This window comes from Paenibacillus sp. J23TS9 (assembly GCF_018403225.1).
Lineage (GTDB): Bacteria > Bacillota > Bacilli > Paenibacillales > Paenibacillaceae > Paenibacillus_AQ.
On the sequence record NZ_BOSG01000001.1, the window covers coordinates 1,943,367 to 1,963,338 of the forward strand.

Annotated in this window: 18 protein-coding genes; 7 read left to right on the plus strand and 11 right to left on the minus strand. The window is 43.2% G+C overall.

Annotation, left to right across the window (positions count from 1 at the left end; translation table 11 throughout):
- Positions 1–26: 26 nt before the first annotated feature.
- Entirely contained in the window at positions 27–230 is a 204-nt protein-coding gene (locus KJS65_RS09160; RefSeq protein ID WP_213649548.1) for a hypothetical protein, read from the minus strand.
- A 197-nt stretch (positions 231–427) separates the two neighbouring features.
- On the opposite strand from KJS65_RS09160, the gene KJS65_RS09165 reads away from it, so the two are divergent.
- Entirely contained in the window at positions 428–1,351 is a 924-nt protein-coding gene (locus KJS65_RS09165; protein ID WP_244864452.1) for a LysR family transcriptional regulator, read from the plus strand.
- Positions 1,352–1,432: 81 nt separating this feature from the next.
- On the opposite strand, the gene KJS65_RS09170 is transcribed toward KJS65_RS09165, so the two are convergent.
- The 6 genes from KJS65_RS09170 to KJS65_RS09195 form a co-directional block, all read right to left on the minus strand.
- Complete coding sequence (locus tag KJS65_RS09170; RefSeq protein ID WP_213649549.1) at positions 1,433–1,855, minus strand: FixH family protein; 423 nt, start codon at positions 1,853–1,855, stop codon at positions 1,433–1,435.
- Between the two features lie 171 nt (positions 1,856–2,026).
- On the minus strand, positions 2,027–3,166 hold the full coding sequence (locus KJS65_RS09175; RefSeq protein ID WP_213649550.1) for a toxic anion resistance protein: 1,140 nt from the start codon (positions 3,164–3,166) through the stop codon (positions 2,027–2,029).
- Between the two features lie 26 nt (positions 3,167–3,192).
- Positions 3,193–4,881 (minus strand): vWA domain-containing protein, encoded by a 1,689-nt coding sequence (locus KJS65_RS09180; protein WP_213649551.1) that lies wholly within the window; start codon positions 4,879–4,881, stop codon positions 3,193–3,195.
- 12 nt (positions 4,882–4,893) lie between these two features.
- Positions 4,894–5,631 carry a hypothetical protein gene (locus KJS65_RS09185; protein WP_213649552.1) on the minus strand — a complete coding sequence of 246 codons (738 nt, stop codon included), beginning with the start codon at positions 5,629–5,631 and terminating at the stop codon, positions 4,894–4,896.
- Between the two features lie 695 nt (positions 5,632–6,326).
- Positions 6,327–7,346 carry a 2,3-butanediol dehydrogenase gene (locus KJS65_RS09190; protein WP_213649553.1) on the minus strand — a complete coding sequence of 340 codons (1,020 nt, stop codon included), beginning with the start codon at positions 7,344–7,346 and terminating at the stop codon, positions 6,327–6,329.
- Positions 7,347–7,369: 23 nt separating this feature from the next.
- Positions 7,370–7,969, minus strand: a complete 600-nt coding sequence (locus tag KJS65_RS09195) for a TetR/AcrR family transcriptional regulator (RefSeq protein ID WP_213649554.1) — start codon at positions 7,967–7,969, stop codon at positions 7,370–7,372.
- Between the two features lie 492 nt (positions 7,970–8,461).
- On the opposite strand from KJS65_RS09195, the gene KJS65_RS09200 reads away from it, so the two are divergent.
- From KJS65_RS09200 to KJS65_RS09210, 3 genes are all read left to right on the plus strand, one after another.
- Entirely contained in the window at positions 8,462–9,391 is a 930-nt protein-coding gene (locus KJS65_RS09200; protein WP_213649555.1) for an L-lactate dehydrogenase, read from the plus strand.
- Positions 9,392–9,533: 142 nt separating this feature from the next.
- On the plus strand, positions 9,534–10,184 hold the full coding sequence (locus KJS65_RS09205; protein WP_213649556.1) for a TetR/AcrR family transcriptional regulator: 651 nt from the start codon (positions 9,534–9,536) through the stop codon (positions 10,182–10,184).
- 70 nt (positions 10,185–10,254) lie between these two features.
- Positions 10,255–10,722 carry a hypothetical protein gene (locus KJS65_RS09210; protein ID WP_213649557.1) on the plus strand — a complete coding sequence of 156 codons (468 nt, stop codon included), beginning with the start codon at positions 10,255–10,257 and terminating at the stop codon, positions 10,720–10,722.
- Positions 10,723–10,826: 104 nt separating this feature from the next.
- Here the strand turns inward: KJS65_RS09210 and KJS65_RS09215 are convergent, their stop codons facing one another.
- Both KJS65_RS09215 and KJS65_RS09220 read right to left on the minus strand, forming a co-directional pair.
- A complete protein-coding gene (locus KJS65_RS09215; protein ID WP_213649558.1) occupies positions 10,827–12,587 on the minus strand; it encodes an ABC transporter ATP-binding protein in 1,761 nt (586 codons plus the stop codon).
- Between the two features lie 261 nt (positions 12,588–12,848).
- On the minus strand, positions 12,849–13,406 hold the full coding sequence (locus KJS65_RS09220) for a GNAT family N-acetyltransferase (RefSeq protein WP_213649559.1): 558 nt from the start codon (positions 13,404–13,406) through the stop codon (positions 12,849–12,851).
- Between the two features lie 371 nt (positions 13,407–13,777).
- On the opposite strand from KJS65_RS09220, the gene KJS65_RS09225 reads away from it, so the two are divergent.
- A complete protein-coding gene (locus KJS65_RS09225; protein ID WP_213649560.1) occupies positions 13,778–15,514 on the plus strand; it encodes an ABC transporter ATP-binding protein in 1,737 nt (578 codons plus the stop codon).
- A 55-nt stretch (positions 15,515–15,569) separates the two neighbouring features.
- Here KJS65_RS09225 and KJS65_RS09230 read toward each other — a convergent pair whose 3' ends face one another.
- The gene (locus tag KJS65_RS09230) at positions 15,570–16,415 is read right to left on the minus strand and encodes a helix-turn-helix transcriptional regulator (protein WP_213650719.1); all 846 of its coding nucleotides are present in this window, start codon (positions 16,413–16,415) and stop codon (positions 15,570–15,572) included.
- A 124-nt stretch (positions 16,416–16,539) separates the two neighbouring features.
- Between KJS65_RS09230 and KJS65_RS09235 the strand changes: the two genes are divergently transcribed.
- Entirely contained in the window at positions 16,540–17,535 is a 996-nt protein-coding gene (locus KJS65_RS09235; protein ID WP_213649561.1) for a Gfo/Idh/MocA family protein, read from the plus strand.
- Between the two features lie 26 nt (positions 17,536–17,561).
- Positions 17,562–18,500 carry an aldo/keto reductase gene (locus KJS65_RS09240; RefSeq protein ID WP_213649562.1) on the plus strand — a complete coding sequence of 313 codons (939 nt, stop codon included), beginning with the start codon at positions 17,562–17,564 and terminating at the stop codon, positions 18,498–18,500.
- A 49-nt stretch (positions 18,501–18,549) separates the two neighbouring features.
- Here KJS65_RS09240 and KJS65_RS09245 read toward each other — a convergent pair whose 3' ends face one another.
- Positions 18,550–19,914, minus strand: coding sequence for a ribonuclease J (locus KJS65_RS09245; RefSeq protein WP_244864568.1), 1,365 nt, complete (start codon positions 19,912–19,914; stop codon positions 18,550–18,552).
- Between the last annotated feature and the right edge of the window lie 58 nt (positions 19,915–19,972).

Consider the following 19,972-nt stretch of genomic DNA (forward strand, 5'->3'; position numbering starts at 1 on the left):
TGTTTTTCATTTCATCGTATCGTTTTCTAATTTTTCCATACAACAATCATAATGATGGCAAGAATGACAGTACAGAGGACATAAATCCAACTGAGGTGCATCCACTTTTTTCCTGTAAACTTAAAATAATTGGAGTTTTCCTTTTTATTCTCTTTCGACTCACCAATCATCATCGTTACTATAAACCCGACGATCATTACGATCACGGCAAGAACCATTAACCAGAGCATGTTTCCCCTCCCAAATGAGCTCCTTTACAAGCAAATCTCATTATAATGAATTGTCCGTCCCATGACACCAACCATTTAATCATCAATTTGGGCCATCCAATTTAGCGATATCACAGATATAGAGATACGAGATCAGTATAAAATAATAATATTTGTTTTATGTTATGTATTAACAAAATGTATAGAAGGTGAGCCGTTTGTCCATTAATTTGCATGCCATGATGTTGTTTTACCATGTTGCACTCGCTGGCAGTGTTACGGAAGCTTCAAAAAGGCTGAATATCAGTCAACCTGCCATTTCAGCTCAAATCCGAAGTTTCGAGAAACAATATAATGTGATTTTGTTTGAAAAAAAGGGCAGAAACCTGGTACTAACGACTTTTGGTCAAAAGCTGTTTAAACCCACGGAGAAATTATTTAATTTAGCGGACCAGATTGAGGTTATGATTGAGGATTACCATAATCATCCGAGGGGAAAAATGCGGATCACCGGTAATTATCTTGCAACAAGCGTACTGATCCCCAAATGGGCTTCGTTATTCAAACAAAAATATCCCGAGGTCGAAGTGGAAATTTCAACTGTGAATTCACAACATGCACTCGATAGATTGATGAATTACGAAGCAGATATCGCTATTTTTGGTAATGGTGAAATTACGAATCCTAATACTCAATCCCTTCATTGTATTGAATTATATAGAGACGAATTTAAGTTTGTGGTCGCCCCAAGTCATAAGTATGCGAACAAGCAAATTTCCATCGAAGAAATGATGAAAGAACCTTTTATCATGCGGGAGGAAGGAAGTATTACGAGAAAAAGACTTTTTGAATTATGCAAAATAAATGACGTGAGTGCGCCAAAGATCGAATTGCAATTTAATGGGCTCAATGAAACGATTCAAGCCGTGGTCGCTGGGTATGGGGTGAGTTTTGTTTCATCTCTGATCGCAAGCCAATATATCAAACGCATGGAACTAGCTGTGGTGGACGTTATTGGAGTCCGTTTCACGAATAAAATTGTTCTTTGTTCCCGTGATAAAAATTCCCTTGAAGGATTCATCCGGGATTTTATTTTAATAGCGCAAAAAGATAAACCTATAGAAGAGAATGACTCACATTAATCCATTTTGTACCAAAGTAATATGGCCTTGATGAAAACAAAAAAGTGGGCACCTTATAGCGGCCCCACTCCAAAATGTCAGTTAACTGAATTCATCCTCATTAACGATCAATTCTTGTTCAGCTGTTGTCATGTTGGTATCCTTATGCTCAACATGGGCTTTTACGTAGTATACGCCGCCTTCTGAAAACATCGTTTTGATCCGGTAAGTACCATCCTTCAAAGAAGTTGCCGTAATCGTGTCATGTTTCACACTATTCTTTTCCCAAATTTCAAAACTAACTTCGCTGGCATCATTAACTTGCTGCTTTCCATTGGTCAAATGGGCATCTATGAGAATTGCACGACCGGGTATAAGCACAGTTTGGACAGTATTCACTTCTACATTGATCTTTTGAGCTTCCTTAAGCTCTCCCCCGCTCTCCTTTGAACAAGCAGCTGAGAGGAATAGACTTAATACTCCAACCAACAACAGAAGACTTTTTTTCATGCTAAGCATCTTCATTATATCAGCACCCCCTTGATGTACCCTAAGTATACTGATACAAGACATTTAGAAATAATATATTATTTCTAATACATATATATAAAATCTATATATTGTTGATTTGGAAAACATAAAACCCCCATAATCGCAGATTATGGGGGTTTTATATCTATGACTGTAAATGTTCTCTTATAGACCTAGCTTGTGGCCTCTCTCCAATCGCTGAATCTGCTTTTCACCACTATCCGCCATTTCACGGAACTGATTGATTGTATCCCGCATTTTAGGGAGAGCCTCCTGCTTGTAGGTGCTGATGGAATCCAAGGCTGACAACACATCCGAAAAGGCTTGTTTTAATGTGTCTACCGAGATACTGCTTTGAAGTGCTTGCTTTTGGATCTCTGCCCCTTGATTTTTCAGCATTCTGGACGTGCTGGAAATCAGCTCATTCGTGGTTTGATTTAAGAGTTCAATTTTCTTCAAGACAATTTTTTGATTGTAGAGAGCACTTGCAACAGTAACGGAAATCTTCAGCGCGGAGACCGTAACGTTTTTAGCCCGATCTACTCCACGAATCAGTTCTTTGTTGTTTCTGATGACAACTTCGATGGCCATGATCCCTTGCTGGTTGACTACCAGCATCTGCTGCAGGTCCATAACCCGCTGACGGAGCGGGAATAACACTTCTTCCGTGATGAAACGGATTTTGTCGGGGCTTTCATTACGTGCTTTGGCCGCCTCGATTTGCGATTCAATCGATTCGTCCATCAATCCCCCGAGCTGAATTTCCTTTTGAAGCTTTTTAGTCAAATCCCGAAGCGTCTGCTGCTCAATCTCCAGCGTTGTGTTGTCATTTTTAAGCGTCTGCTTTCCTTTATCCAAAGAAACCACAATATCTGCAATGACGCTATCTGCCTTCTCGAATCTAAGGAAGTACGCACGGAGCGGATTGAAGAGCTTGCCGAGAAATCCCGTTTTAGCAAAGTCAACTACGCTTGGGTCCAGGTCTCTCAGTTGGATATTCAATTCAGTCAGCCCTTTGGCAACATCACCGCCCTCATCTCCCGTTTTTGAGAGTTTACCGACTGAAACCTGTAACAGCGCATTTTTATCCGAGGATATTTTCATTGTACTTAGGCCAAAACTATCGATGGATTGCAGAATCTCTTTCCGCTTCTCAAGCGACTCGACATCCAGATCCATAATCGCTGCGACGTTGGAGTCTGCCAGCTCCTGCAGCTTCGCGACTTCCTCAGGAACGGGCTTTACCTCTTGTTCAATCGCTGCCTTAATCTCTTCCGGGCTTGCTACTTCCATTGAAAATGACATCGTATTCCTCCTCTAATAGGCATTTATTACATTTGAACGTTAAACAAGTTTCCGATCTTGTAGACGACATCATCAGTATCTGCATTAATGCTAGCTGCCTCGTTAATGCTCGAAATACTTTGAAGCGCCTTAATGTTGGCGTTATAACCGATCGTATAAATTGGAACCTTATAGGTCTCAACTAAACTTTTGATGTCTTTTAGCGTATGCCCTTCATTGGTTTCGCCATCACTAAGCACGAAGATTAAAGGCTTACTCGTTGGATTTACAGCTAACTCATCCTCAAGCATTTTTAAAGCGACCACGATACCATCAAATGTAGCCGTACCTCCACTCGCTTGGAGACTGTCCACGGCTCCGACGAACATGGACTGCTGGTTCGTGTCATATTTTCCAATCGGTAAATTAATGGTTACGTCACTCGAATAAGAAACAAGTCCAATACTATTATCTCGCCCTAAAAACTTTTGACCCTTGAGCAAAGATTCTTTCAAGCGATTCAATGGTTCACCCGCCATGCTGCCTGAAACATCCGTTACAAATACAGCTGCAATGGCTTTATTTCCATTCTTCTTTTCTTTCCATAACTTTTGCGCGGAAGACAGAAGGTTGCCATCCACTACAGCCAGTTCTGACTTGTATTCTTCCAGACTATTAAAGCCCTTTTCTTTTGCTGTATTCTGATATTTATTCTGAGCAACAAAGTCTGCAAATTTCTTAATGACATCCAGCTTCTCCTGCGGCAAATCGCCTAAAGCATACAGCGGACTGTCATGTCTCACACCAAAAGGAGTGAAAACATAACCGCTCTTCAAGTCCGATGCGTTAACAAACGTTTGATATTCCAAAACAAACCCGTCAAGCATACCCGATTTAGCCGCATCGCGCATTTGGATGGTGGTGGACGCAGTAAATGGTACATTGGCCTGGAATTTCTCAAATCCTTGAACGGCTTTATCACCCAAAATATTCGAGCTGTCGAATGTATTAAGTGCAGTTACAAGGAAGTTTAAACCTGTAGAGCTGGCAAACGGATCCGTATATCCCATGGAAAACTCATTGTTTGCGATCGCTTCGGTCACTGTTTTGACATTCACGGATCCGTATTTTTCTACTAATGCATCATATTTTGCCTTCGATAACACAATCCCCGGAACATTTCCGACAAGCCGTTTAGTAACGAGCTGAGTCTTGACGCCACTGGCCTTGATCATTTCGCCCCATAATTCATTGGAAGGCGTAATCGCATCGGGGATGTATTTGCCGGATTTAATATAATCAACGCCAGTTCCGGATGCGATATTACGAATCTTAACAGACGCTGGTTTTCCGTTCACATTAATATTAGCCTTGTTAAACTCGTTGGCTACTTCAGTTAACCAACCGTCAACGCCAGTACCTCCCTTTTCAGGGGATGAGAAAATCTCCACAAAATTATTTGTCGTGTTGTTCACGGTAATCGGGAACTTGGAGATTTCCGGCAAGGAGTCAGCCACATCTACCGGATTAAGGTCGATTTGTCCCTTGATCGGCGTGTCCATAGACACCGAGATATTGGAGTAAAGCTTGTTTAATCGTTTCGCTGCATCAGCCGCTGTCACCTGCGTTTTGGTCTTCCCTAAATTTGAGGTCAGGGTGACCCCCACATAAACAAGGGCAAATACGATTACCAATAAAATTCCGGATATTAGGAAAAACTTACTCTTTTTTGCCATACTCTGCACCTCTCATTGCTTATAGAATTTGGTTTGCTTAATCAATGAGTCGATCTCCTGCATACAAGGCATATTATCAATATCCCCCGGCTCTAAACTATCCAGGCGGGATATTTCGAGCAGCAGCTTATCCAGCTTCAACAAGATTTCCTCGTTCGTATCCAGAGAACTTTTCATGAAAGACAGATAATCGTTGTAGACGTTCCTTTTTTCTTGAAGAAGCTCCTTGGAAAACTTTGTGGACTTTTGACTCATGACACTCAAGTACTCCGACTCATCAAAAACACCCAGCCTGTTCAGGATACTTCTAACGTTAAGATAGAATAGCTTTTCTACCTCATATGTGACGGAATCAAACTTTTTGTAACTTAACTCCGAGGCATCGAATCTCTGATTTAGAACATTCAGCAAAGTGGCCTTCTTTTTTTTCAACCGTTCCAACTGCTCTAAGGCAAAGATTATGTCTTCCTCAAGCGTTTTCACATGTCTGTAATGATTCAATGCCTCCACATAGTCCTCATGTGTTTTTACTTCTTTTACAGGCAAAACAACGGGTTGTTTAAAAAGTAAGACATAGCTCCCGTATAGAAGGACTAATGCGCTGGCGATCAGCAATGTTATTGCAAATGCTGTAGAGAGAGCATTTCTGCCTATCTCCACCCCTAAAAAGCCGGGCGAGAGCACTAGGATATTCACAATCAAAACACCTAGTATAAGACCCACTAGTTTTATGTACTTCGTTTGATTCAATACTTACTCCTCCTCTACCTCCATAAAGATCCGGAAGTAAATAAGTGGTTCTGGGCCACTATCATATCCATGCAAATCTGAACCGTATGCTTTGCGTTTGCACCTTGTTATCGGCATCATATGATTTCCAGTCAACGGTTATCTCATCGGCGATGTGAATCCGTTATCACTGCATTGCATTATACCTACGTTGTATTCCCGGATCGGTTCCATTCGATTTTGATTTTGATTTTGTCTTTCCCTCCTATTACGTTTATATTTCACTTCATTACACTCTTCAAAGGCTTACTCTGTAATCGGACTACTCTATAAAGAATCACGCTACAATTTTCCGCCTTAAGTAAAATGCTGTAATGCCTACATCTTTTTATGTAAAGACACTGCAACATGAAAATTGTACCATATGTCAGGAGATGAGGTGATAAGAAACAGTTAAAAAATCCGATTCTTTTGCTGCCTAATTTCAATCATATGCAATTGTCCGGTTTATTTGCTCACAGCTGTTCGGATCACTTATAGCCAACAACAAAAAAAGAACTCTCCATAAATAATGGAGAGCCCCTTTATGGCTTATCGATTTCTTCCCTGTTCATGATTCAGTTCCATTCACTTAATTCGGGCATCCATATAATACCATAAAATAAAAAGCCGGGAACGAAAAACATTCGTTCTCGGCCTTTTATCTTCTTCTATACTTACAGATTCATATTCACAAGTATTTTGCATTGCTTACGGTCTTTGGTCAGCTGTTCAAATCCTTCTTCCACAATATGATCAAGTGCAATCCTACTGGTGATCACCGCATTTCCATCGATCGTACCGCTTGCAAGCAGGTTAATAACCTCAGGGAATAAGTTATTATATGCATATGAGCCGCTGATTTTTGCTTCTGTTTTCACGATGAGACTGGGGTTGAAGTTCACTGGTTTTTCCCATAAGCTGACGATCTTAAATTCCCCTCCAGGTCTGACAATATGAATACCCGACTCGAATGTGGCCTGAACGCCCGCTGCATCATAAGCTACGTCTACACCACCATTTGTTAATTCGTTAATAAGCTGAACGGCATCCGTCGTAACCGGATTAATCACATGTGTTGCTCCAAGCTCGAGCGCTTTCTCACGGCGTTCTTCCGATACCTCGACTACGAAAATCCGTCCTGCGCCGGCAGCCTTTACCGCTTGCAGAAGAAGCAGACCAATCGGCCCTGCACCGAAGATGGCTGCATTATCTCCCAGGTTCAGCTGGCTTTGACGCACCGCATGCACGGCAACCGCCGTTGGTTCAACCAACGCGCCCAGCTCTAGGCTCATATTATCGGGCAGAACAAATACATTTTCTTGTCTGGCAACTGCGTATTCAGCGAATCCACCTGACAAGGAATAGCCGTAGCCTTGAGAATTGGTGCAGAGATTGACCATGCCTCTTTTACAATTTACGCAGTGTCCACATGGAATAAGAGGCTCCACCGCGACTTTGTCTCCAATCATGATCCCCTCTACGCCTTCGCCTATCTCAGTGACCACGCCTGAGAATTCATGCCCAAGCACAGGCTGCTTGCGAATGGGATAAATGCCAGCCAAATATTCATGCATATCACTTCCGCAAATACCTGCGAACTCCACTTTTACCTTTACCGTACCCGGTTTCAATGCTGGAATTTCAATCTCTTCCACCCGGATATCTCTAGCGCCATAGATGTGTGCTGCTTTCATGATGTCAGCTCCTCAATAAATATTTACTCGGAATCAATACCTAATCCCTTAAAAATAAACTGTACGGTTAGGTTGGCTGCTTGCTGCGAAGGTACTTCCTGCCGATTCTCCATCGGATTCAGATACGGGTCCAGCATAGAGGATATGATCGTTCCCATCGTGAAATTCACAGCAAACTCAATCGAAGGAAAAGGAATCTTTCCTTGATTCATGCCTGTGTTCAAAATAAGACGAAGTTGGTCCCAAGTCGGGAAAATAGCATACGTCAGCTTTTCCACTCTTGGACTTTTCATCATAAGTTCCTGCTGAAGAATACTGATCAAATGTCTCTCCTCATAGCGGTATTCCACGAACTTCTCAATGAACACACGCAGATCGGAAACGGGATCAACAAGCTCATAGCTCATCTCGGCAAAATATTGTCTTAGTGGTTCGAACAGTGCATAAAATACATTATCCTTGCCGCCAAAATGATAGGATACGAGAGCTAAGGATACACCAGCTTCATCGCAAATTTGTCTTACCGTTGTACCTTCAAAGCCCTTTTGGGCAAACAGCTTCTTAGCTGCCTTTAGAATAACGACTTTCACGTCTTTATCTTTGATTTCTTCTTTATTTTTCAAGGTTAAACCACCCATCTGCCTGCAATCTGCTTTATTAATTTAATGCATCCTCTGCTTTTGAACAGTTGTTCAAATTAAAGCATGTTTAACGTACCATTAGTTTGGCATAGCGTCAATTTCATGCAGACATCAATACGTCTAATGGTTAATGCGGTTTAAAATGGGCAATTTAACGATCATAATAAAAAAGAAATCCAGTTCAATAGAAATTTGATGCTCCGTTAAACGTTTGTTTTGAACGTACGTTTTGAACAGTTGTTCAACAATGAGAATTATACATCTGTGTCTGAAATGTGTCAACAACGCGCAGTCCCAAGGTTAAAGCTGCAATACTTTATGCGATGAAACTGAAAATGGCAATCTGATTCAGCAGTATTGGCGTATTTCTGTATCACATCGATCTTTATTCAAATAGCGGAGATATGTTTAGTTTTATATTAAAGATGGATTTTATGGAAAAAACGATCATTCATCAAAGGAGAGATAAAAACAATGACATCCATCCAATCACAACGCCCTACGCGTGTCGCCATTATCGGAACGGGAGCCGTAGGCTCGACAACCGCATACACCTTATTTTTGCGAGAGCGAGTATCAGAGATGGTATTGATTGATGCTAATCACGAGAAGGCGCTGGGGGAAGCACTCGATATGAACCATGGTCTTCCATTTGCGGGGGGAGTGAAACTGTGGGCCGGCGATTACAGTGATTGTAAGGATGCGGATATCATTGTCATTGCCGCCGGATCGAATCAACGTCCAGGAGAAACCCGTCTGGATCTGTTAAAGAGAAACACAGCTATTTTTGATGATATTATCCAAAACATCGTGAAGTTCAATGATCACGGCATCATTCTGGTCGCCACGAATCCGGTGGATATCCTATCCTATGTCACACTCAAAAAGAGCGGCTTTCCCGTGCATCGGGTTATGGGATCAGGCACTCTACTCGATAGTGCTCGTTTCCGGTATTTGATTGGCCAGAATAAACAGATCAACCCGCGCAGTATTCATGCCCACATCGTTGGTGAACACGGGGATTCGGAGCTTCCCCTCTGGAGTATTGCCAACGTCGCGGGGATTGGACTCGAATTTACAGATGAAGAACGCACGGATATTTTTAATCGGACAAAAAATGCCGCCTATGAGATTATCAATGCAAAAGGCTCTACCTCCTATGCGATTGCGTTAGCGCTTGACCGAATCATTGTTTCCATTTTGCAGAATGAAAGCTCAGTGCTTAATGTATCAACGCTCCTCACCAACTACAACGGTGTATCGGATGTATATATGGGCGTTCCTTGCATCGTAGATCGATCAGGTGTACGGGGAATCCTCGATCTGAAGCTGGACGACCAGGAACTGGCGCAATTCCATGCATCGGCTGATAAGCTGAAGGAACAGATTGCCAACCTGATCTGATGAAGACAATAGAGGCTGCAGCATAGCTGTGCGATCCGTTATAAAACGCATCAAGCGCAATGTCTAAAGTTTGACAACAAAGTTTGTATTTTCTATAATTTCGACAAGCACCCTACAGTCAAAGAAATAAGGTGAGTCGTCTATGTCTCCTCGTACAAAGGAACAAAATGAACAAATACGCAATCAACGGAAGCAAGAAATACTGAATGCAGCAATCCGTGTTTATGTCGATAAAGGCTATGCAGCTTCTGAGATGGCGGATATCGCGAATCAAGCAGGGCTTGCGCACGGACTTGTTTTTTACTATTTCAAGAACAAAAAAAATTTGTTCCGTGAACTTTATGAATACATGATGGAAGAATCCAAGCAATATACCCAGGTATTCTTTGAACAAGAAATACCTGTTTTTGAGCTGTTCGGCAGCTATGCCAGGACCGTATGCGAACGTGTAATCATAAGACCGGAAATTTCCCGTTTTTACATGAGAATTGGCCTGGACTTGCATTTGTTGTACAATCCCGATGAAATTCCACCATTCAAATGGGTCAAAAGTTTTATGGAGCAGATGACCAAAACCATAGAAAAAGGAATCGCTCAAGGTTTGATCCGACAAGGAGATGCCCATTTGATGGCTATGCAATTTTGGGGATCTGTTTCCCAAGGCATGGCTTATTTGGATCAAACGAAGCAGGAGCTCGAAGCACAAGGAATTTCTGAAGCAAATGTAACGGATCAACTGAATAAAGTGCTGGATCAAATCATTGAATCGTCAGTTGCTGTAATAAAACCTTAGTATTTTTTTTGCGTTTTAGATTGACTTATGAATCAATTGAAAATAATATTAGATCGAGGAGAGTGATTATATGTTGTTAGTGGAACTTTCGAAGCAGGAATTTGAAGAGTTGGATGGCGTGGGGCTTATGATGGCTTGCATTGAGCCAACGATACAACAAGTTCGCGGTCAGCATCCATCATTGAAGGCAGAACGGATTAACAAACTGAACAAAGCCCAGCAATCCCTGTTCATGTTCAGGCTGCTCTACCCTGCCAGGAATTCTGAGCAGGATTATCAATTATGGATGAATTATTTTTTGCAAGAGCCCGACTATTGGTCAGGGATCACTGCAGGCTTACGTTTTTTTGAAGAAGCCGTAATGATTGAAGTTCTTAAAGAAACCGAAGCGGCTCTTACCTCGTCCCCTCCGGACACTTTACACACAGGAATCTCTCTCTTATTCGAAAAATTCTGTGCTGCATTTGATGATAGCCTTCATCGAATTAGTCAATATATACGAACCAATCCAGATAAGTTTATACAATTTCTGAATTAATACAGCAAAGAATGTGCTGTTCAACCTGAACTGTATAACTGGGCAATAACATAAAAATCCCCCTCAGAGTCTAATGGCTTAGACATTTGAGGGGGATCTCCTATTTATATTTCCATCACTAAACGTTGCTCATCCTTTTCCATCTGGGAATGGTAAAGGGTATGATATCTTCCTCCAGCTAATAGCAGCGCGTCATGCGTGCCTTTTTCCACAAGCTGCCCATTTTCCATCACCAATATCAAATCCGCATTCTGTACCGTTGACAGACGATGAGCAATGACGAGCGTCGTTTTTCCAACCATCAACTTTGTCAATGCCTCCTGCACAACCCTCTCGGATTCGTTATCCAGCGCAGACGTAGCTTCATCGAGCAGAAGTATCGGTGCATCCCTCAAAATAGCTCTTGCAATGGCAATCCGCTGCTTCTGGCCGCCGGACAGTCTGGAACCTCTTTCCCCAATCTCCGTCTCAAAGCCATCAGGCAGTTTCATAATAAAATCATACGCATTGGCTTGTCTGGCAGCTGCGATCATCTGCTCCTCATTCACCGACGGATTGCCATCCATCATATTATCCCGTATCGATCCCGTGAAAAGAACCGACTCCTGCGGAACCAGAGAGAAATAATTCCTGTATTCCCGTAATCCTATAGTCTCTCTGTCCCTTCCATCAATTTCGACCGATCCTGTTGTGGGGATATATAGTCCCATCAGCAATTTAAATAACGTGGATTTGCCTCCTCCGCTGGTTCCCACGATCGCTATCGTTTGACCTGCGTACACATGGAATCGAACATCACGAAGAGCAAGGGCGTCAACAGAATCCGTATAGGAGAACCCCAGATTAGAAACAGCCAATTCGCTGAAAGATGTTTTGGCGTGGCTTTCTTGCGGAAGCTCCGTATACTCCTTAGGGAAATCAATCACCTGAAATATCCGTTCAGCCCCGGCTAAAGCCTGCTGCATACCGGACCACAAAGCAGGAAGCGCGGAAAACGGATGGACCAAATAGTTCATTAGCTGTATAAATGCAAGCATGGCCCCCACCTCGAGGCTCCCTTTGGCAACAAAAAATCCGGCAAGCAAAATCGCAATGATAAAGGTTAGATTAGCAATTCCCTGAGATACCGAATTCGCGGCCCCCTGGATTTTGCCCTGACTGCGTTCAATCTCTGAAATTTCTGAGCTGTACTGTCGATATTGATGGGCTATTTTCTTTTCAAGACCAAATATTTTATATAAAATACTGGCACCGAGAACATCCTGCAGAAAAGAGGTTGACCTCCCCATCGCTTCCTGAAGGTGTATGCCCTTCTTTCTCATGACCTCACCGAACATTTTTCCAGCCAAAATCATGAGCGGACCTATGGATATCGTGATTAATGCGAGCGGCCAATGAATGCTCAGCAAATAAATAAAAGCGCAAAGGGCAAGCAGCGGATTTTTAAGCAAAGCCATAATCACATTGCCGCTCGCTTCACCTACCGCCTGATTGTCGCTTGTAAAACGAGCAAGCAAATCTCCTGTATGATGCTGGTCGTAATAGGACTGGGGTAGACGTAAAGCATGCTCCATTGTATCCCGGCGGATATCGTTTCTAATTTTGAGTGATGCTTTTTGTTTGAGATATGTATCGAAATAAGCAATCAGGCATAAGCAAATGAGCATTCCCGCACCCATGAGAATCAGAATAGGCCAGCGGTCTACTTCAAATTTCACTGCTGCATTTGTAATGAGTGACAAGAACCAGGCAACGGAAAGATCCAGCACGATGCTCACAAGCATGGTAAGGATCAGCCCGGCATACAGCAGCTTGTATCTGCCCATGTATTTTAATAATCTAAAAAAAGTACCTTCTTTATTCATGCAACACCTCTATATTTATAATTCTGCGGAATAAAACTACTCCTCCTTGAAAAGCACTTCAAACATTCGTATTCTGATGGCGTACATGACCTTCTTAGAGATCAGCGCATCCTATATTCTGAAAATAAAGCAGTAATTTTCGGCCCTCATGTAATGCTTTCCGGTGGCTTTTACCGTTTCAATCCGTTCCCAGCCTTCTTCCAAGGTGGTTACTGCTGATTCAGGATTCATGGAATGCGGTTGAATGTTCTCCCGGAGATGTTAAATGCTCGCAGTTATGGTTCTTTTCATTTCAGGATCTTGTAACTGATTGGCTATTTCCTTCCATCTCGGCTCATGGCTTTCATGCGAGAGCTTCGGAACGAAGCCAAGTCTGAGATAGGTCTTAATGGCAGATATTCGAAAATCATCCGTATTCAGCAGCGCTTTTACCCTTCCGTCATTTCTCATTTGGATTAAGGCAGCATGGGTAATTTTCTGTCCAAGACCTTGTCCTGCATAAGCATTCATGATGCCTACCATATGAAGATATCCCATATCGCTGCCGAGTTTTGCTTGATGCCAGGCGGAAGCGGTCGCCACCGGTTGATCACCTTTCCACAGAATAATGATCCGTTCGGGTCTGAATTCCACATCCTTCTTCATAAATTCCTCAAAGGAAAATGCAGATTGGAAAGATTCGCCTATAATGGCTTCCCATGCTGCCTCTTCACCAGGTTGATAAGCGGCAATGTGATACGGTTCTGAAATTGAAATTTCAGGTAATAAAGATAACTGTTCGTGAATCATGACTAATTGAGGCAAATTGGACTCGCTCAATGAATAACCCCCTACACGTCTTTAAAAAGTATTAAATCCTTCTTCATAGATCTAAAATACAGGATACCTGCACACCACTATCGTATCCATGGATGCTTTGTGCTGTCAACGAGATAAATATCGCACGGTACATTATTGGATACAGAAACCGTTAAAAATTTTCGCAGCCGATTAAAGGTATTTAAATGGATTAACCGTAATATAAGGTTATTAGGATCCTGCTTAAAACACATTCCATCGTTTTGGCTGCGATCTCAAAAAAAAAATAACAGAAACGGGTGTTGAAGATGAGAAAAAAAACGAACGCAAAAATGAGTAATCATTGGAGGGTGACTATACTCTAACCCTCCAAAAATATGGAGGAGAAATCATTGAATTCAAGAACCAGAAAATTTTTATCTTATTATAAACCCTACATGGGTTTGCTTTTTGCAGACATGGCATGTGCGTTTATCGTCTCTGCCATTACGCTCATTCTCCCATTATGCATCCGTTACATCACCATCAATGTGTTAGAAGGCGATCGGCCGGATGCTCTGCATCAAATTTATATGATGGGTGCAGTCATGTTGGCGTTAGTCATCATTCATACCGTTTGTGACATGTTTATTGGCTATAAGGGCCATGTGATGGGCGCCATGATGGAAAGCGACATGAGAAGTGAGCTATTCGATCATTACCAGAAATTGTCATTTTGTTTTTACGATGAACAGAAAACAGGCCAGTTAATGACCCGGACCACCAATGATATTCTGTCGCTTACTGAATTATATCACCATGGTCCTGAAGATATAGTCATTTCATTTCTGAAGTTTGCCGGTGCTTTTATCATCCTCATCAGCATTGACGTGAGACTTACCTTAATCGTTTTTCTCTTCTTACCTCTGATGGCGGTGCATGCATTTTATTTCAATAAAAAAATGAATGCTGCATTACGAAGAAGCAAGGACCGGATTGGTGACATCAATGCCCAGGTTGAAGATACCCTATCAGGCATCAGAGTTGTACAGTCTTTTGCGAATGAGCATGTTGAAAAAGACAAGTTCGCATACGAGAACGAACGATTTGTGTATAGCCGTAAAGAAGGATATAAAAGTGAAACCCTCTTCGCTGAAGGAATGTCTGCTTTCACAAATCTGATTACGGTTGCCGTTATCGTCTTCGGCGGAGCTGCCATAGCAAATGCTTCGCTTAAGCTCGCTGATTTGCTTACCTTTTTTCTGTGTATAGGTATTCTCATTGAGCCGATTCAGAGATTGGTCAATTTTGCGAGGCTTTATCAAGAAGGAATTACCGGGTTCGATCGGTTTATGGAAATATTGGAGGTTGAACCTGATATCCAGGATTCTTCAGACGCGCTCGAACTTACCCATGTTCAGGGAAAAGTGGAGTTCAAGGATGTCAGCTTCAAATATAAAGAAGACTATGATTTTGTCCTGCGAAATGTATCTCTGGATATTAAAGTCGGAGAATATGTTGCCTTAGTGGGGCCTTCCGGTGCAGGTAAATCAACCCTTTGTTCATTAATCCCCCGTTTTTATGAAGTGAATGACGGGGAAATACTTCTTGATGGCATGAACATTCGGGATATCCGTTTAAGCTCTTTAAGGAGACATATTGGCGTCGTCCAGCAGGATGTATATTTGTTTGCGGGAAACATTATGGATAACATAAGATATGGGAAAATGGATGCAACTACAGAAGAAATTACTGAGGCAGCCAAAAAGGCCAATGCACATGATTTTATCATGGAGCTACCGGATGGATATGAGACAGATATTGGACAACGCGGCGTGAAACTGTCCGGAGGTCAGAAGCAAAGACTGAGTATTGCCCGTGTTTTCTTGAAAAATCCTCCTATGATCATTTTTGACGAAGCAACCAGTGCTCTGGATAACGAAAGTGAAAAAGCGGTTCAAGACTCACTGGAAAAGCTAACCGACAACCGCACGACTTTGGTCATCGCGCATCGCTTGTCAACGGTCAGAAATGCGCAAAAGATTCTCGTATTAACGGATAACGGGATTGATGAGCAAGGAACTCATGAAGAATTGCTTGCTTTAGGCGGTACTTATGCGAACCTGTACAACATGCAGTTGAAAATATAAATACAGATGGATTAAAAGCACACTCTGCTTGAGGCAGAATGTGCTTTTTATACGTCTAATTTTTATGAATCCCGTATAGCCGGCGATAAGCGGTGGGAGTCATCCCTTCATGCTCCATAAACCTTTTATTGAAATAACTGACGCTCGGGTATCCTGCCTCCTCCGCGATTTGCCCTACGGTCGTCTCCTTTCGTTCCAGAAGCCACTGCTTAGCCGCCTGAAGCCGGCAGCGAGTGATAAATTCCATTGGAGTCATCTCCATCACACTGCGAAACAATTTGCAAAAATAATAGCTGCTAACTCCCAGCCTTCCAGACCAGTCCTCCAGACTGAAGGGCTTCACAGCTTCCTGCTGCATCAATGGAAGGAGCTCTAAAATACGGCTGTTAGAGGTATTGGATTTGCTGCCTGTTAATGCAACGGCCTGTTCTACAAATGCACTGATTAATGCATAGGTAAGCGTGGACAAATAGACCGGATGCAGCATCCGATGCTTTTCGGCCTCTTGAAGTAGATCTTCATGAGCCTGCTCATACAGGTCTGTCTGACGTATCGTCCACAACGCACTCGTGTGAAACCCTCTCTCCACCAAATAATGCTGCAGTCCATTTCCATAGAAATGGAACCACCGGATATCCCACGGATCATCTTCACTGCTGTAATACCTCTGCTGCTGCATGGGAAAATACAGCACCGCTTCGCCTGCGCGCAGCTCATGAACGATGTTGTCGATCTCAATATATCCCTTGCCTGCAGCTACATAATGAATGTTGAAGTTATTCATCGCTCCTGCCTTCCGGGATACGCTGTGTTCCGGGTCATTCTGATAAATGCCCACAGACTCAGGAAAACAGAAGAAGGGCATTTGTGGTAGTGTCAGCAGATGGATCTGTCTCTTCATCATTTCTCCTTTGAATGACAATATTGTTTTATTGGAATGCAAAATAATATCATTTTAATTTTAAATTCAATCTTTTATAATCGCAATATCATCATATAAATCAGCTAAGGAGTTGATGGAAATAATGAACCGAAAATTGAAATGGGGTATTCTTGGCTGTGCCAGCATCGCAAAAAGAGCAGTCATTCCCGGTGTGCATTTATCCGAACTGAATGAGGTTGCAGCGATCGCAAGCAGAGATTTAGACAAAGCCAAGCAAACGGCAGAAGAGCTCCACATTCCTAATGCATATGGCAGCTACGAAGCCCTACTGGAAGACCCATCCATTGATGTTGTTTATATACCTCTCCCCAATCACCTTCACAAGGAATGGACCATCCGGGCCGCTCAAGCGGGTAAGCATATACTGTGTGAGAAGCCGCTTGCTTTGACAGAAGCCGAAGCCGTTGAAATGGCCGAAGCCGCTGAGAGAGCCGGTGTCTATTTGTCTGAAGCTTTCATGTATCGTTATCATCCCCGGTACGATGCAATAAAGGATCTGATAGATTCGGGAGCAATTGGAGAACTACGGGGAATACGCAGCGCTTTTACTTTTAACAGTTCTGGAAATACAGGCAATGTCAGGTTCCGGAAGGATTGGGGCGGAGGCTCCATCTATGATGTCGGCTGTTATCCCATCAATGCCGCAAGACTGCTCTTGGGCAAGGAACCGGATGCTGTTACGGTAAATGCCCTCTTCTCTCCTGACCATGGCGACGTGGATATGATGGCTTCGGGATTGATTGAATTCGGTGATGTGTCCCTCTCCTTTGATTGCGGTATGTGGGCAGCATCCCGCAATCCGCTTGAGGTTCTTGGAACCGAAGGAATCATTGAGGTTCCTTCTGCATTTGTTACCCCATCCCCGGGCAGTGGTAATTTCTTCATATCTACCGGAGGAGAACGCAAAGAAATCCATGTCCAGGATATCAATGCATACACAGAGCAGGCCGATCATCTTGCCCGTGCAATTCATGATCGAACACCTCTGCGCTTCGATACGCAGGATGCCATACATAACATGAAGGTCATTGATGCGTGTCTTATGTCTGCCCGTGAGCATATCAGGGTTGCTCTATAAAAACCATCCGACAAGGAGGAGTCACTATGGAATATATTTCTGTTAAAGGTTTACAGAAGCCTATCTCGCGGCTAATGAAGGGTTCAGATTACTTTTTTCACGATTCCTATGATAAAGCTGCAGCCAATCTGGATTCTTTTATGGCGATTGGCGGCAACTCGATCGATACAGCCAACATATACTGCGGTGGCCAAAGTGAGGAAGTAATCGGACGCTATATGCAGGAAAGAGGCAACCGGGATCAGCTTGTTATCCTGACCAAAGGAGCCCATCATGACCAGAACGGTCCGCGTGTGAGCGAGCAGCATATCCGTGCGGATATTATGAAAAGCTTCGAGCGGCTGCAGACGGATTTTATCGATCTTTACGCGCTGCACCGCGATGACCCTAATGTTCCGGCGGGTGAGGTTATTGAAGCCCTCAATGAATATGTGAAGGCCGGCACCGTTGGAGCAATCGGTGTGTCCAACTGGACTTGGCAGCGTATACAGGAAGCGAATGAATACGCCGCGGCGCATCAACTTGCGGGATTTTCATTCAGCAGTCCTAATCTCAGCCTTGCCAAACCCAATGAACCATTCTGGACCGGATGTGTTTCAGCAGACGCGGAGACTTGTGCTTGGCATGAGAAGGAACAATTACCTCTATTCTCATGGTCTTCACAAGCCCGGGGATTTTTCACAGGAAGGTTCACGCCCGACATTCGTGATAACGCAGACCTGGTCCGTGTCTTCTACAACGATGATAACTGGGAGAGACTGGAGCGTGCCAAGCAATTGGCAGAGACCAAACAGGTCACGGCCATTCAAATTGCCCTTGCCTATGTATTGAATCAGCCTTATCCGACCTGCGCTCTGATCGGAGCTCAGTCAGCTGAGGAGCTTCGTTCCTGTGACGAAGGCTCGCTCATTCATCTCACAAAAGATGAACTCGATTGGCTTGATCTTTCGAAAGATAAACTGTGAACAAAATAAGCACCCTCAATCTGAGATTGAGGGTGCTTTAACGATTGAATTATACCTCAATAATAATGGGTAAAATCATTGGTCTTCTTTTGGTTTTTTTGTAAACAAATTGGCCAATATGATCCTTCAAAGTCTGCTTGATCAGATTCCACTGTGTTGTTTCGGACTCTGATAAATCCCTCATCGTAGACTTTACAAGGTCCTGTATTTGGCTCATCAATTCTTCAGAATCCTTCACAAATACAAAACCTCTGGAGATCACCTCCGGTGATGCGACCATATGCTTTTCCATTTTGCTGAGTGTGGTTACAATAATTAACATCCCGTCTGAAGACAATTGTCTGCGGTCACGCAGCACAATATTACCTACATCCCCGATCATCAGACCATCTACAAGACTATTGCCTGAAGGAACCTTTGGCCCAAGGGAGGCTCTTCCCTCTTTGATTTGAACGGTGTCACCATTTTGAATGATAAATACATTCTCGGGCATGATCCCGACTGAATCCGCCAGCATCCGGTGCTGATACAGCATTCGGAATTCTCCATGAATTGGAATCAAATATTCCGGTTTCATCAAAGTCAGCATCAGTTTTAATTCCTCCTGGCTGCCATGACCAGAAACATGCATCCCTGAAGCGTTGCCGGATCCATAGATCACGCGTGCCCCCAGAACATACAAATTATCAATAAGCTGGGCAAGATTTCGCTCATTTCCTGGAATCGCCCCTGCGGCAATGATGACTGTATCACCAGGCAAGATTTCGATATGGGGATGCCGTGAAGAGGCGAGCCGGGAAAGAGCTGCCATAGGCTCTCCCTGACTCCCTGTACATAAGACGGCAATTTTTTCGGGAGGAAACCGTTCTGTCTCATCTGGACCTATTAGTAAGTCATCTGCAAAATTCAAATAGCCTAGCTCCTTGGCCATCGTGACGACATTAACCATACTGCGACCAAGAAGAACAAGCTTGCGTTCAGTCTTAATCGATGCGTCAATAATTTGCTGAACGCGGTTGACATTGGACGCAAACGTAGAGATAAATACCTGCTGTTTTGCTCTGGCGAAAGCATCAAAGATATGCTCCCCTACCATGTGTTCAGAGGGAGTAAATCCCGGCCTTTCAGCATTGGTACTCTCAGATAACAGCACTTTAACTCCTTTCATACCGATTTCAGCCATCCGGTGCAAATCAGGAAATGGCCCCTTCACCGGTGACATGTCAAATTTAAAATCTCCTGTATGAACCACGTTTCCTTCAGGTGTCTGCATTAATACACCCAGGCAGTCAGGTATGCTATGAATCGTGGTGAAAAAGGATGCTTTGATCGATCCCACTTGGACCGTTGATTCCGCATCGATAATATGAAGCTTAGCTTCAACCGCATGCAGCCTCCTTGGATGTTCAAATATTCCTCTGTTTTTATTATTATTTAGTTTACCGAGAAACTTATACAATATTGTATTTGTA

Excerpts from the sequence above, each read along its gene's own strand:
- KJS65_RS09160 (WP_213649548.1), bottom strand. The coding sequence starts at position 230 with ATGCTCTGGTTAATGGTTCTTGCCGTGATCGTAATGATCGTCGGGTTT.
- KJS65_RS09170 (WP_213649549.1), bottom strand. The coding sequence starts at position 1,855 with ATGAAGATGCTTAGCATGAAAAAAAGTCTTCTGTTGTTGGTTGGAGTA.
- KJS65_RS09175 (WP_213649550.1), bottom strand. The coding sequence starts at position 3,166 with ATGTCATTTTCAATGGAAGTAGCAAGCCCGGAAGAGATTAAGGCAGCG.
- KJS65_RS09180 (WP_213649551.1), bottom strand. The coding sequence starts at position 4,881 with ATGGCAAAAAAGAGTAAGTTTTTCCTAATATCCGGAATTTTATTGGTA.
- KJS65_RS09190 (WP_213649553.1), bottom strand. The coding sequence starts at position 7,346 with ATGAAAGCAGCACACATCTATGGCGCTAGAGATATCCGGGTGGAAGAG.
- KJS65_RS09200 (WP_213649555.1), top strand. The coding sequence starts at position 8,462 with ATGACATCCATCCAATCACAACGCCCTACGCGTGTCGCCATTATCGGA.
- KJS65_RS09205 (WP_213649556.1), top strand. The coding sequence starts at position 9,534 with ATGTCTCCTCGTACAAAGGAACAAAATGAACAAATACGCAATCAACGG.
- KJS65_RS09210 (WP_213649557.1), top strand. The coding sequence starts at position 10,255 with ATGTTGTTAGTGGAACTTTCGAAGCAGGAATTTGAAGAGTTGGATGGC.
- KJS65_RS09215 (WP_213649558.1), bottom strand. The coding sequence starts at position 12,587 with ATGAATAAAGAAGGTACTTTTTTTAGATTATTAAAATACATGGGCAGA.
- KJS65_RS09230 (WP_213650719.1), bottom strand. The coding sequence starts at position 16,415 with ATGAAGAGACAGATCCATCTGCTGACACTACCACAAATGCCCTTCTTC.
- KJS65_RS09235 (WP_213649561.1), top strand. The coding sequence starts at position 16,540 with ATGAACCGAAAATTGAAATGGGGTATTCTTGGCTGTGCCAGCATCGCA.
- KJS65_RS09240 (WP_213649562.1), top strand. The coding sequence starts at position 17,562 with ATGGAATATATTTCTGTTAAAGGTTTACAGAAGCCTATCTCGCGGCTA.